13 protein-coding genes are annotated in these 12,073 nt (G+C 66.5%); 8 read left to right on the top strand and 5 right to left on the bottom strand.

The window, feature by feature from the left end:
- Positions 1-19 precede the first annotated feature (19 nt).
- The 3 genes from AAG688_RS04385 to AAG688_RS04375 all read right to left on the bottom strand — a co-directional run bounded on the left by AAG688_RS04385 (position 20) and on the right by AAG688_RS04375 (position 3,927).
- The gene (locus AAG688_RS04385; RefSeq protein WP_411834143.1) at positions 20-2,371 is read right to left on the bottom strand and encodes an FG-GAP-like repeat-containing protein; all 2,352 of its coding nucleotides are present in this window, start codon (positions 2,369-2,371) and stop codon (positions 20-22) included.
- A 180-nt stretch (positions 2,372-2,551) separates the two neighbouring features.
- Positions 2,552-3,181 (bottom strand): CoA transferase subunit B, encoded by a 630-nt coding sequence (locus AAG688_RS04380; protein ID WP_411834142.1) that lies wholly within the window; start codon positions 3,179-3,181, stop codon positions 2,552-2,554.
- The gene (locus AAG688_RS04375; protein ID WP_411834141.1) at positions 3,181-3,927 is read right to left on the bottom strand and encodes a CoA transferase subunit A; all 747 of its coding nucleotides are present in this window, start codon (positions 3,925-3,927) and stop codon (positions 3,181-3,183) included. Before AAG688_RS04375 ends, AAG688_RS04380 begins: the two co-directional genes overlap by 1 nt.
- Positions 3,928-4,172: 245 nt before the next feature.
- On the opposite strand from AAG688_RS04375, the gene AAG688_RS04370 reads away from it, so the two are divergent.
- From AAG688_RS04370 to AAG688_RS04335, 8 genes are all read left to right on the top strand, one after another.
- A complete protein-coding gene (locus AAG688_RS04370) occupies positions 4,173-4,919 on the top strand; it encodes an electron transfer flavoprotein subunit beta/FixA family protein (RefSeq protein ID WP_411834140.1) in 747 nt (248 codons plus the stop codon).
- Positions 4,920-5,008: 89 nt separating this feature from the next.
- Positions 5,009-5,950: an electron transfer flavoprotein subunit alpha/FixB family protein gene (locus AAG688_RS04365; protein WP_411834139.1), complete on the top strand. Its 942-nt coding sequence runs from the start codon at positions 5,009-5,011 to the stop codon at positions 5,948-5,950.
- Positions 5,951-6,012: 62 nt separating this feature from the next.
- Complete coding sequence (locus AAG688_RS04360; protein WP_411834138.1) at positions 6,013-6,960, top strand: glycosyltransferase family 2 protein; 948 nt, start codon at positions 6,013-6,015, stop codon at positions 6,958-6,960.
- Complete coding sequence (locus AAG688_RS04355; RefSeq protein ID WP_411834137.1) at positions 6,957-7,535, top strand: hypothetical protein; 579 nt, start codon at positions 6,957-6,959, stop codon at positions 7,533-7,535. Before AAG688_RS04360 ends, AAG688_RS04355 begins: the two co-directional genes overlap by 4 nt.
- Positions 7,532-8,257, top strand: a complete 726-nt coding sequence (locus AAG688_RS04350) for a WbqC family protein (RefSeq protein ID WP_411834136.1) — start codon at positions 7,532-7,534, stop codon at positions 8,255-8,257. Before AAG688_RS04355 ends, AAG688_RS04350 begins: the two co-directional genes overlap by 4 nt.
- 72 nt (positions 8,258-8,329) lie before the next feature.
- Positions 8,330-8,695, top strand: coding sequence for an EamA family transporter (locus tag AAG688_RS04345; RefSeq protein WP_411834135.1), 366 nt, complete (start codon positions 8,330-8,332; stop codon positions 8,693-8,695).
- Between the two features lie 27 nt (positions 8,696-8,722).
- A complete protein-coding gene (gene rffA, locus AAG688_RS04340) occupies positions 8,723-9,853 on the top strand; it encodes a dTDP-4-amino-4,6-dideoxygalactose transaminase (RefSeq protein ID WP_411834134.1) in 1,131 nt (376 codons plus the stop codon).
- A 33-nt stretch (positions 9,854-9,886) separates the two neighbouring features.
- Positions 9,887-10,315, top strand: coding sequence for a hypothetical protein (locus tag AAG688_RS04335; RefSeq protein WP_411834133.1), 429 nt, complete (start codon positions 9,887-9,889; stop codon positions 10,313-10,315).
- 125 nt (positions 10,316-10,440) lie between these two features.
- On the opposite strand, the gene AAG688_RS04330 is transcribed toward AAG688_RS04335, so the two are convergent.
- Positions 10,441-10,941, bottom strand: a complete 501-nt coding sequence (locus AAG688_RS04330; RefSeq protein ID WP_411834132.1) for a hypothetical protein — start codon at positions 10,939-10,941, stop codon at positions 10,441-10,443.
- Entirely contained in the window at positions 10,938-12,065 is a 1,128-nt protein-coding gene (locus tag AAG688_RS04325) for a hypothetical protein (RefSeq protein WP_411834131.1), read from the bottom strand. The genes AAG688_RS04330 and AAG688_RS04325 overlap by 4 nt, the downstream gene beginning before the upstream one ends.
- Positions 12,066-12,073: the final 8 nt, after the last annotated feature.

Below are 12,073 nucleotides of genomic sequence, written 5' to 3'. Positions count from 1 at the left end.
GTGAGACACTGCCGGGGGCTTACAGAACCGGCGACCAGTTGCCGAGAACGGCGATGTTCAAGGTGCTGTTCGCGGATTTGCCCGACCACCAGATGATCGATTGACCAGTCGTCTGGTTGAACCAGAAAAGGTCGAAACGCGCATCGCCATTGTAGTCGCCCGCGGCGACCACCCGCCAACCCGCCGAAACCCGCAGATCGGCGCTCGAACCTGCATGGCTTCCCGAGTGCCAGGTCACCGTTTCGCCGGTCGCGGAGTTCGACCAGAAGACATCCGCCTTCCCGTCGCCATTGAAATCCCCCGTCGCCGCCACTTGCCAGGCCTGATTGGGAATCGTGGTCTGCACCAGATAGTTCGTGCTTACGCCCGACTGCCAGATGATGTTTTCACCGGTGCTGGAATTCCTCCAGAACAGGTCGTCCTTGCCGTCACCGGTGAAATCCCCGGTGCCCACCACGCGCCAGGCCGTGGAGACCGTGGCGCCTGCCGACTGTTGCAACGCGTTACCGGCCCACCAGATCAGGTTCTGGCCCGAGGTCGCGTGTTGCCAGAAGATGTCCGCCTTGCCATCTCCGTTAAAATCTCCAACACCGGCTATCCGCCAGTTCAAGTCCGTCACGGACAGCAGCCACTGGAGTTCCGCGGCACTGCCGGAAGGCCACAGGATGTTCTGCCCGGTCGCCGAGTTGCGCCAGAAAATATCCGACTTGCCGTCGCCGTTGAAATCTCCGGAAGCAACCGCCTTCCACTGCTGATCGGCCACCGTCGCGGCATAGCCGCTCAGGTTGTGGTTGGCTGCCTTCCAGATGATGTTCTGCCCATTCGCGCTATTGCGCCAGAACACGTCCGACTTTCCGTCACCGTCGTAATCGTTGCGCAGGTTGTTGACGAACGGCACCACCGTCGCCCTGAACTGCGCCACCACCGGAATCGTCTGGTTCAGGCTGCGCGCGTTGTCGGTCTGGTTGGCGACGCCGCAGGCGCGCCCGCCGCAGAAGGTGATGTTCGGGTTGGAGAACACCCGGTAGCCGGTCTGCCCGGTGGCGCCGTAGGCCATCACCGTGTAGAAGTTGCCGTTGGCCGAATCGGTCTTCATGCCGAAGGAGTAGGCATAGCGGCCGTACTGCAGGTCGCCGTTGCTCTTCTTGGCGTTGTCGCGATCATGCGCCGAACCCATCACGTGGCCGACTTCGTGCACCAGGGTCTCGAGGGCACAGAAATAGTTGTTGCCGTCCGTGCCCTGGTCACTGCCGTCGCTGACCACCGCATAGCCGAAGGCGGCATCGGTGGCCGGATTGATCGCCGTCTGGTCGGCGCCGTTGAGCCAGGCCACGCCGCAGCCGTCGTTCTCCGGGGTGTTGAACTTGCGGACCAGCACGGCGACGTCGGCACCGCTCTCGTCTCGCGCGGTGCGCAGCGGCACCAGCGAGGCCGGCACGGCGACCGCCGAGGTTCCGTTGTGGCCGGTGAGCTGGGCCAGGGCATCGGTATTCTTGGTGTTGTCGGCGTAATTGACCTCCACCGCCTTCACCAGGCGCAGGTAACCGTCGATCTGGCTGTTGCCGAAGGCCTGGTTGCCGACCTGGACCAGGAAGGTCAGGCGGGTCACCGCCGCCGACGCACCGCCCTGGGCGGCGGCGAAGGCCGGCGTGTAGCCGATCGCCAGATCAATGGTATTGCCGCCGTGCGGAGCGGCGGCGGCCATGACCGCCGACTGCATGACCGCGCCGGAAGCCATCGCGGCGTTCGATGCCTGCGCGGCCACCGACTCGCGCAGCGCGCGCGCCGGCGGCAGCATGATGTCGGTCTCGGCGGTGTTGGGATTGCGCACCTTGCTCGGGTCGGTCTGCACCGCCCACAGCACGCCGCCGCGGGTTTCCAGGTTCAACGCCGGGCCGCTGGCCTGCGGGATGGAGCCATAGACCGCCCTTTCGCCGAAGGTCAGGATGGCCTCCTGGTTGGGATCGCCGCCTTCCACGCGGCCGACCCAGGTCCAGTTGCCATCGGGATGTTCCTCATGGCGCTCGTAGCGCAGCTTGACCTGGCTGCCATCGGGCGCCGGCACGATCATCTCGCCGCCGACCACCGCCTTGAGGGCGTGCGCCTCGCTGATCGCGATCGGGTACCAGGTATAGGCGCCCTCGCGCTTGGCCGGCTTGCCGTCGTTCTTGTAGCTGACCAGCGCGCCACGGTCCGGCGCGTTGGCCACCGAGGCACCCTGGCGCTGCAGGGAAAGGCTGGCATCGACGGCCGCTGCGAGTGGGCGGTTGTCGATGTGGGCGGAAGCGGCAGCCTGGCTTCCCGTGTCGCCACCCTGGCAGCCGACCAGAAGGATGAGCGACGCGCAGACGCCGCCAATGCGAAGTTTCATGAGCACCTCGGTGATGGTCCGGTCAAAAGTCCCTGGATTGGGCACTATAGCGCAGCCGCCTCGCCCGCCGCCAAGCAGCGATCCCGATTTCCGACGCCGGTCGATTCCCGGGGTCAGCGCGGCTTAAGCCATATGCCCGCGCCCTGGGCGCCGGCGAAGGCCCGCCGGCGCTGGCGCGGCTCATTTCATGAACGGCACCCCGGTCTTGCTGCGAAGCTCGTCCTCTTGCACCCCTTCGGCCATCTCCACCAGCTTCAGCCCCTCCGGGGTGACGTCGAACACCGCCAGGTCGGTGATGATGCGGTTCACCACGCCGACCCCGGTCAGCGGCAGGTCGCACTTGGGCAGGATCTTGTGGCTGCCATCCTTCGCCACGTGCTCCATCAGCACGACGATGCGGCGGACGCCGGCCACCAGGTCCATCGCCCCGCCCATGCCCTTGACCATCTTGCCGGGCACCATCCAGTTGGCCAGGTCGCCGGTGTCGGTGACCTGCATGGCGCCCAGCACCGCCAGGTCGATGTGGCCGCCGCGGATCATCGCGAAGGAGTCGTGGCTGCCGAAATAGCTGGCGCCGGCGCGCGCGGTGACGGTCTGCTTGCCGGCGTTGATGAGGTCGGCGTCGACCTCGTCGTCGGTGGGGAACGGGCCGATGCCGAGCAGGCCGTTCTCGGACTGCAGCCACACGTCGATGCCGTCGGGGATGTGGTTGGCCACCAGCGTCGGCAGGCCGATGCCGAGGTTGACGTAGGCGCCGTCGGTCAGCTCGCGCGCGGCGCGCTGGGCCATTTCATCGCGGGTCCAGGGCATCACTTGTCTCCTTGGCGGATGGTGCGCTGCTCGATGCGCTTCTCGGGCGCGGGGTTGTGGACGATGCGGTCCACGTAGATGCCCGGCAGGTGCACGTGGTCGGGGTCGATGGCGCCGATCTCCACCACTTCCTCCACCTCGGCGATGCAGACCTTGCCGGCCATCGCGCAGGCCGGGTTGAAGTTGCGCGCGGTCTTGCGGAACACCAGGTTGCCGGCCTTGTCGGCCTTCCACGCCTTGACCAGCGCCACGTCGGCCACCAGCGCGGTCTCCATCACGTACCAGTGCTCGCCGAACTGGCGCGTCTCCTTGCCCTCGGCCACCACCGTGCCGTAGCCGGTGCGGGTGAAGAACGCCGGGATGCCCGCCCCGCCGGCGCGCAGGCGCTCGGCCAGGGTGCCCTGCGGGTTGAACTCCAGCTCCAGCTCGCCGGACAGGAACTGCCGCTCGAACTCCTTGTTCTCGCCCACGTAGGAAGAAATCATCTTGCGGATCTGGCGGGTCTCCAGCAGCAGCCCCAGGCCGAAGCCGTCCACGCCGGCGTTGTTGGAGATGGCGGTCAGCCCCTTGGCGCCGGAGTCGCGCAGCGCCTCGATCAGCGCCTCGGGGATGCCGCACAGGCCGAAACCGCCGACCGCCAGGGTCTGGCCGTCGGCGACGACGCCCTGCAGGGCCGCGCGGGCGTCGGGAAAGAGCTTGTCTGGCGCGCGGCCCTGCGGCGGCGCGGATGCAACGGCTTCTGCCATGACCACTCCAAATCGGGATTGAACCGCACAAGTCTAACCGGCGCTGCCGACGGCCCACACCGGTACTTTCGGGCAATGGAAGCCCGCGCCCTGCTTCGTCCCGCGCCGCGTTTGCGCGCAACGAACCCGCAGCGCCGCAACATACCTGCTCGCACGGTCGCCGGGCCGCGGTTAAAATCGGCCCCCTGCCCTCGGTCAGCCGTCGCGGCCGGGCCACTCCGTAGCATTCAAGGAAATCCCACAGGATGAAGATTCTGGTCGCCTACAAGCGCGTGGTGGACTACAACGTCCGCATCCAGGTCAAGCCGGACGGTTCCGGCGTGGTCACCGACGGCGTCAAGCTGTCGGCCAATCCGTTCGACGAGATCGCGCTGGAGGAGGCCCTGCGCCTGCGCGACAAGGGCATCGCCACCGAGGTGGTGGTCGCCACCATCGCCCCGGCCGACGCCCAGCCGCACCTGCGCAACGGCCTGGCGATGGGCGCCAACCGCGCCCTGCACGTGGTCACCGACGCCGCCGTGCAGCCGCTGACCGCCGCGCGCATCCTGCTCAAGCTGGTGGAGAAGGAGCAGCCGGACCTGGTCATCCTCGGCAAGCAGGCCATCGACGACGACGCCAACCAGACCGGGCAGATGCTGGCCACGCTGTGGGGTCGCCCGCAGGCCACCTTCGCCAGCAAGCTGGTGGTGGAAGGCGGCAAGGCCACCGTCACCCGTGAGGTCGACGCCGGCCTGGAGACGCTGGAAGTGGACCTGCCGGCGGTGGTCACCACCGATCTGCGCCTGAACGAGCCGCGCTTCATCAAGCTGCCGGACATCATGAAGGCCAAGAGCAAGCCGCTGGAGACGCTGCCGCTGGCCGATCTGGGCGTCGAGTCCGCCGACACGCTGGCCACCACCCACCATGCCCCACCGGCCAAGCGCAGCAAGGGCGTCATGGTCAAGGACGCGGCCGAGTTGGTCGCCGCCCTCAAGGCCAAGGGATTGCTGTAACCGCTCCTCATCCCCGCTCAGGCGGGGACCAGTGACTTTCCGCGCCGGCCGCTTCCGCAGCGCCGCGCATTGAAAACAAGGGAACCGCAATGTCCAAAGTCCTCGTCATCGCCGAACACCTCGACGGCAAGCTCAACAGTTCCACCGCCAAGACCGTCAGCGCCGCCGCCGCGCTGAATCCGGAAGCCATTGACGTGGCCGTGCTGGCTGCCGACCCGGCCACCGTCGCCGCGCAGGCCGCGCGGATCGCCGGCGTCACCCGCGTGCTGACCGTCGCCAACGCGGCCAACGTCCACGCCGTCGCGCAGGTGCTGGCGCCGCAGGTGGCCGCGCTCGCCGCCGGCTACAGCCACGTCTTCGCGCCCTCCACCACCTTCGGCAAGGATCTGCTGCCCTGCGTGGCCGCCCTGCTCGGCGTCAACCAGGTCTCCGACCTGATGGCAGTGGAAGGCGAGCACACCTTCAAGCGCCCGATCTACGCCGGCAATGCCGTCGTCACCGTGCAGGCGCCGGCCGGCCAGGTGGTCGTGGCTACCGTGCGCACCGCCTCCTGGCCGGAAGCGGCGCAGGGCGGCAATGCGGCGATCGAGGCGGCCAGCGTCGATGCCGCGCTGCCCACCCACACCCGCTACGTGGGCCTGGCCGCCGGCAGCTCGGATCGTCCCGACCTGCAGAGCGCGCGCCGCGTGGTCTCCGGCGGCCGCGGCGTCGGCTCGGCGGAGAACTTCGCCATCGTCTACGCGCTGGCCGACAAGCTCGGCGCGGCGGTCGGTGCCTCGCGCGCGGCGGTGGACGCCGGCTACTGCCCCAACGAGATGCAGGTCGGCCAGACCGGCAAGATCATCGCGCCCGAGCTGTACGTGGCGGTCGGCATCTCCGGCGCCATCCAGCACCTGACCGGGATCAAGGACGCCGGCACCATCGTGGCGATCAACAAGGACGCCGAGGCGCCGATCTTCGAGATCGCCGACATCGGGCTGGTCGGTGATCTGTTCACGCTGCTGCCGGAGCTGGAAGCGGCACTGGCCTGAGCAATGCCTGGGGATGACAGTCCGTGCCTTCGATCTCCCGCCCACGGACATCACCCAGCAACATGGAGGACGCCATCGTCGAACCGCCCTTGCCAAGAGTTTCCGTCGTCGTGCCGGTGTACAGGGGCGCGAAATCCATCCCCGCGCTGTGCCAGCGGCTTGCGGCCGTGCTCGAACCGCTGGGTGGCGGCCATGAAATCATCCTGGTCGACGATCGCGGCAGCCCGGAAAACTGGCCGGCCATCGAAGCCCTCACGGCTGCAGGCGACAGCGTCAGGGGCATCCGGCTCAGCCGGAATTTCGGCCAGCACGCGGCCACGCTGTGCGGCATCTCGCGGGCGCGCGGCGAATGGATCGTCACCATCGACGAAGACCTGGAGCAGCCCCCGGAATCGGTGCCGGCCTTGCTGGCGAAGGCCACGGAAGGCCATCTCGTGGTCTATGGCGTCAACACCACCCGTTCGCATGCCTGGTGGCGCAATGCGACTTCCGAGCTGGGACGCAACCTGTTCAAGTTCGCCATACCCAGCCTCAATCGCGAGTACACCTCCTTCCGCGTCATCCATCAGTCCGTTGCCAGGGAACTCGAGCGCTTCCAGTCCCCCTTCACCTTCATCGACGGCTACATCTCATGGGTGACCAACGCATACGCCACCGTCGTGGTGCCGCATGCGACCGGCGCGCATGCCGCCAGCAGCTACAGCCTGCGCAAGCTGGTATCGCACATGGTCAACATTTTCGTGACCTTTTCGAACCTGCCCCTGCGCGTGGCGACCTGGCTGGGCATCGGCGCGTCGATGGGGGGCGCGGCCTGGGGCGCGTTCATCCTGTTCGCCAAGCTCACCGGCGGAGTGGGCGTGAGCGGATATGCGTCCATCATGGCCGGCATGACGTTCCTGGGCGGATTGCAACTGCTCATCCTCGGCATATTCGGCGAGTACCTCGCGCGCATCAACTTCAAGACCGCGTCGATGCCGTTGTTCCTCGTTGAACGGGAAACCCGGCATTGAAGAAACCCCTGCTGATCATCGGCGGTTCCTCCTTCGGCTCGCTGTCGCGCATCTTGGCCGAGGAATGCGGCCATCAGGTTGCCGGCTTCGTGGATGACTTCCACACCGGTCCCGACGTCCTGGGCAGGATGGATGATCTGGGAAGCCGCCTCGCCGCGGCCGATTTCGGGCTGGTGATGGCAATCGGCTACAAGCACCTGCCGTTCCGCTTCGACTTGTTCCGCAGGCTGGTCGAAGCCGGCTTCGATTTCCCCAGGCTGCTGCATCCATCGGCGCGAATCAGCGCCCATGCCGAAATCGGCGCAGGCTGCATGGTGATGGCCAGCGCGGACATCGATGCCTTCAGCAGGCTCGGCGATGCGTGCGTGGTATGGCCGCACGCGACGATTAGCCACGACAACGACATTGGCGCCAATACCTTCATCAGTCCCGCGGCCACGCTGTGCGGCTTCGTCAGCGTCGGCCATTCCAGCTTCATCGGCGCCAACAGCACCCTCGTCAACGGCGCATCCCTGCCCGCAAACTCCTTCGTCAAGGCAGCCACCCGGCATCACGGGACCACGGGAAGACAATGAAAGAAAAGAAACGGGTCGCCGTCCTGCAATCCAGCTACATCCCCTGGAAGGGTTATTTCGACATCATCCATGACGTCGATACCTTCATCTTCTACGACGACGTCCAGTTCACGTACCAGGACTGGCGCTCCCGCAACCGCATCATCTCGAACGGCAAGCCCGTATGGCTGACCGTGCCCACCGGCGGCAACATAAAGCGCCTGATCAACGAAGTCAGGCTGGCGAGCACCGACTGGCAGCGCAAGCACTGGGCCACCATCCGCCATGCCTACACGAAGTCGCGGTATTTCCGCGACTATGCCGAGGCCCTGGAAAACATCTACCTCGGGCACGAATGGGCCTCCCTTTCGGAACTGAACCAGCATGTCATCCGCCTGATCGCCAGGGACATGCTCGGCATCACCACCGAATTCCGCGACTCGGTCGAATATGGCGCGGTCGGCAGCAAGCAGGAACGGCTGCTGGACCTGCTGAAGAAAGCCGGCGCCACCCACTATCTTTCCGGCCCGTCCGCACGCGCCTACATCGATCCGGAACACTTCGCGCAGGCCGGCATAGCACTGGAATACAAGGATTACTCCGGCTATCCGCACTACCCGCAAGGCAGCGAAGTCTTCGAGCATGCCGTGAGCGTCCTGGATCTGCTGTTCAATGTCGGCAGCGCGGCGCCCCGGCACATCTGGGGCTGGCGCGACGACGCCCCAGCCCCGGGAACCGCATAGCGCGGCGACCAGCCACGACACGCGGCCTGCAGCTGGCCGCTCCCGGATGAATCACCTGCAGGGGAATTCCACATGGCTTATTTCTTCATTGCCGCCACCATCCTGCTGACGGTCTATGGCCAACTCGTCCTGAAGTGGCAGGTATCGCTCTACCCGCAGTTGGTGAGCGCGCCCTTTTCCATCGGCAACATCATGGCCCTGCTGCTGAAGCCCTGGGTCATCTCGGGCTTCGTCGCCGCTTTCGGCGCCTCCCTCTGCTGGATGGCGGCGATCAGCCGGCTGCCCCTGAGCCGGGCCTATCCCTTCATGTCGATCAACTTCGTGCTGGTGGCGCTGCTGGCTGCGTGGCTGTTCCGCGAACATCTCGACGCCTACAAAGTCGCCGGCACCGCCGTCATCGTCGTCGGCGTCATCATCCTTTCCCGTTCGGCAGGCTGAGCCGGATACAACGACCCTGGACTCCCCATGATCCCGTTCAACAAGCCCTACATGACTGGCCGCGAGCTGTGGTACATCGCCCAGGCGCATGCCAATGGCCATCTTTCCGGCGATGGCCCCTACACCCGGCAATGCCACCAGTGGCTGCGGGAAAACACCCGGGCCAGTGCCGCCCTGCTCACCCATTCCTGCACGGCGGCGCTGGAAATGTCCGCGCTGTTGCTGGATCTGGAGGCGGGCGACGAAGTGATCATGCCGTCCTACACCTTCGTCTCCACGGCCAATGCGTTCGTGCTGCGTGGCGCGGTCCCGGTATTCGTCGACATCCGCGCCGATACCCTCAACATCGACGAACGGCTCATCGAAGAGGCCATCACGCCCCGCACCAAGGCCATATGCGTGGTCCACTACGCCGGCGCCGCCTGCGACATGGATCCGATCCTGGAGATCGCGGAGCGCCACGGCCTGAAGGTCGTCGAGGACGCGGCGCAGGCGCTCATGTCCAGCTACAAGGGGCGCCCGCTGGGCACCCTCGGGGACCTGGGCACCCTGAGCTTCCATGAAACCAAGAACATCGTCTCCGGCGAGGGCGGCGCCCTGCTCTGCCGCGACGCCGCCTTCGCCGAGCGCGCCGAGATCATCCGCGAGAAGGGCACCAACCGCAGCCGCTTCTTCCGTGGCCAGGTGGACAAGTACACCTGGGTGGACTTCGGCTCGTCCTTCCTGCCGGGCGAGATCACCGCCGCCTTCCTTGCCGCGCAGTTCGAAGAGGCCGCCACCATCACCTCGCGGCGCCTGGGCATATGGGAGCAATATCATGCCTGGGCCGGCAGGCACGAGGCCTCGGGCCTGTTGCGACGGCCGGTCGTCCCCGCCTACAGCGGCAACAATGCCCACATGTACTACCTGTTGCTGCCCTCGCTCAAGCATCGCACCCGTTTCATCTCGCTGCTGAAGGAGCGCGGCGTGCAGGCTGTGTTCCACTACATCCCCCTGCATTCCTCCCCTGCGGGGCGGAAATACGGCCGCAGTAGCGGGGATCTGCCGGTGACCTGCAGCGTGAGCGACCGCCTGGCCAGGCTGCCGCTGTGGATCGGCGTCGAGGATCACCTGCCACAGGTCCTGGACGCTCTTGAAGGCACCGTTGCCAGCCTGTAAACGATCCGACTTCCTTCAACCCGGTCCCACGCCATGAACATTCTCCGACACGGCATCCTCCTTCTCCCCATCCTGCTTGCCCTGAACATCGCCGCGTGCAGCCAGCCGGAGGAACCTCCCACCGCGCCCGCCGACGCGCCAGCCACCGCATCCGCTGGCAAGGCCGCGACCGCCACCGGTGAACAGGGCCTGCTGAAAGCCACGCATGGCGGCGTTTCCTGCGACAGCCCGGCCGACGTCAGCATTAGCTGGGATGCCTCGGACAAGGGCACGGAGGCGGTCGAGGTGCGGGTCGGCGAAGGCGAGGATGCCACCCTCTTTGCCACCGGCGGCGCCACCGGTTCGCAGTCGACCGGCCCGTGGGTGAAGCCGGGCACCCTGTTCGTCCTCCGCAACCAGGCCGACAAGGCCGTACTCGATCGCCTGACCATCCCGGGCGATGCCTGCCTGCCGGCGCAATGACGACTCCAGCTCGCCGTGAACGCGCAAGTCGCGCGCGTGGAAGGCGCTGCTGAAACGAGCGCCTGCTTCCCGCTCCCTCCCCCGCTTGCGGGGGAGGGTTGAGGTGGAGGGATTGCGGCAGTTCCTCAGTCCGCGCAGACGCGGATGCGGCCAATCGCCACGCCCAGCCAGCGCCTGTCCTCGCCTTCGGGCGGCGCCATGCCGTCGCTGTCGAGGACAAGCGTGGCTGTCCCGGGTTCGGGAGAGGCCGGCAGTTGCAGGCTGTAGGCACCCTCCCGGGTGGTCGCGTAGCGGCGTTCGCTTCCCAGCAGGCGCAATCCCAGCGATCGCGCCTTCAGGTTGACCACCTCGATGTCCATCCGCCCGCCCGCCGGCAATGGCGGCACCTTCACCACGATGTAGGCCTGCGCCCGATCCGTCCAGGAATGATGCGCTTCGTGGTTCATCCCCAGCGTGGCGACGGCCGGGTCGCTTGGCAGCATCCAGGCGCACGCCGCAACGCCTTCCGGGATGCGCGCAGCCAGGTAGTCGACCTTGCTGCGCGCCTTCGCCAGCAGCCAGACGCCCCAGACCAGGCAGGTCGTCAGGACCACGATGTTTGCAGCCGCAACCAGCTTCCTGTTCATGACACCCACACGCCACGGTAATAGCGATCCACCGAAGCGATGTTGATGGTCGCGGAGAACAACAGCCACGGCGCCAGGATCAGGACCTGGTGCCACCACGTCCTGGCGGTGCGGGCACTGGCGATGCCGGCGAGGATCGCCCACGGCACCATGAAGAACAGGTGGCGGGCGACGTTGATGGCGTCGAACGAGGCGCTGAGGAACAGGAAGGCCAGCGACGCGACGTAGAACGCCGCCACCAGCCTGGGACCGTTCAGCGCGAACATCAGCACGGCGAAGCCCATCCCCACCGAAAGCATCGCCAACAAGGTCGTCCACGACGTCAGCACCGGGCTTTCGGCCGATGCCGCGGACACGAAATAGGACACCGCATCCAGCAGCGACAGGCTGCCGTCATGGAAACTGCCCCGCCGCCAGGCTTCCAGCGAATGCACGTACACGGTCGAGTCACCGAACGCCACCGCGTAGTAAGTCGCCAGGCAAAGGATGGGGAACGCCATCACCGCGATCTGCAGGGGCACCGTCGTCGCCAGCAGCCTGCGCCATTCCAGCCGCCGCGCCCACAGCAGGGCAACCAGCACGAAGGCGATCAACACGGCGGCCTGCGGACGCGCCAGCAGCGCGATGCCGGCCATCACGCTGGCCGGCCAGAAGCGTTTTTCCCCGATGAAGTTGAGCACCCACACGCACATCAACGCATACAGGGGATCCGAATACCCGGTGAAGTTGTAGAAGCCCAGCGGCGACAAGGCCCACAACGCCACCGCCACCCGGGCCGCATTCGCGTCGGCGTGCGAAAGCACCAGCCGGTATATGCCCAGCAGGGTGGCAAACAGGATGGCGAACCCCAGCAGCGCCACCTCCACCAGCTGATGGTCGCCGGGAATGATGTCGCGGGCCGCCTCGATCATCACGCCCATCAACGGCAGGAAGGCGGTGTCCTGCTTCTCCTCGAAGTCGCCGCTGAACTGGTAGCCGAACTGGCCGATGCGCGAGTAATACGTGCCGTCGAAGGTCACGCTTCCCTGCAGCCCCGGCAACACCTGCACCTTCGCGTACGCAAACAGCGCCAGTGCGGCGGTGGCCAGCAGGAAACACCACGCTGCACGCTTTGCCCTGTCCATTGGAGGCA

The organism is Pseudoxanthomonas mexicana (assembly GCF_046736355.1).
GTDB classification, from domain to species: Bacteria; Pseudomonadota; Gammaproteobacteria; order Xanthomonadales; family Xanthomonadaceae; genus Pseudoxanthomonas_A; species Pseudoxanthomonas_A mexicana_B.
Note: the sequence above shows the minus strand (reverse complement) of the source record. Positions and strands in the feature narration are given on the sequence as shown.

Coding starts and splice junctions, on each gene's coding strand:
- AAG688_RS04385 (WP_411834143.1), bottom strand. CDS start 2,371: ATGAAACTTCGCATTGGCGGCGTCTGCGCGTCGCTCATCCTTCTGGTC.
- AAG688_RS04380 (WP_411834142.1), bottom strand. CDS start 3,181: ATGCCCTGGACCCGCGATGAAATGGCCCAGCGCGCCGCGCGCGAGCTG.
- AAG688_RS04375 (WP_411834141.1), bottom strand. CDS start 3,927: ATGGCAGAAGCCGTTGCATCCGCGCCGCCGCAGGGCCGCGCGCCAGAC.
- AAG688_RS04370 (WP_411834140.1), top strand. CDS start 4,173: ATGAAGATTCTGGTCGCCTACAAGCGCGTGGTGGACTACAACGTCCGC.
- AAG688_RS04365 (WP_411834139.1), top strand. CDS start 5,009: ATGTCCAAAGTCCTCGTCATCGCCGAACACCTCGACGGCAAGCTCAAC.
- AAG688_RS04360 (WP_411834138.1), top strand. CDS start 6,013: ATGGAGGACGCCATCGTCGAACCGCCCTTGCCAAGAGTTTCCGTCGTC.
- AAG688_RS04350 (WP_411834136.1), top strand. CDS start 7,532: ATGAAAGAAAAGAAACGGGTCGCCGTCCTGCAATCCAGCTACATCCCC.
- AAG688_RS04345 (WP_411834135.1), top strand. CDS start 8,330: ATGGCTTATTTCTTCATTGCCGCCACCATCCTGCTGACGGTCTATGGC.
- rffA (WP_411834134.1), top strand. CDS start 8,723: ATGATCCCGTTCAACAAGCCCTACATGACTGGCCGCGAGCTGTGGTAC.
- AAG688_RS04335 (WP_411834133.1), top strand. CDS start 9,887: ATGAACATTCTCCGACACGGCATCCTCCTTCTCCCCATCCTGCTTGCC.
- AAG688_RS04330 (WP_411834132.1), bottom strand. CDS start 10,941: ATGAACAGGAAGCTGGTTGCGGCTGCAAACATCGTGGTCCTGACGACC.
- AAG688_RS04325 (WP_411834131.1), bottom strand. CDS start 12,065: ATGGACAGGGCAAAGCGTGCAGCGTGGTGTTTCCTGCTGGCCACCGCC.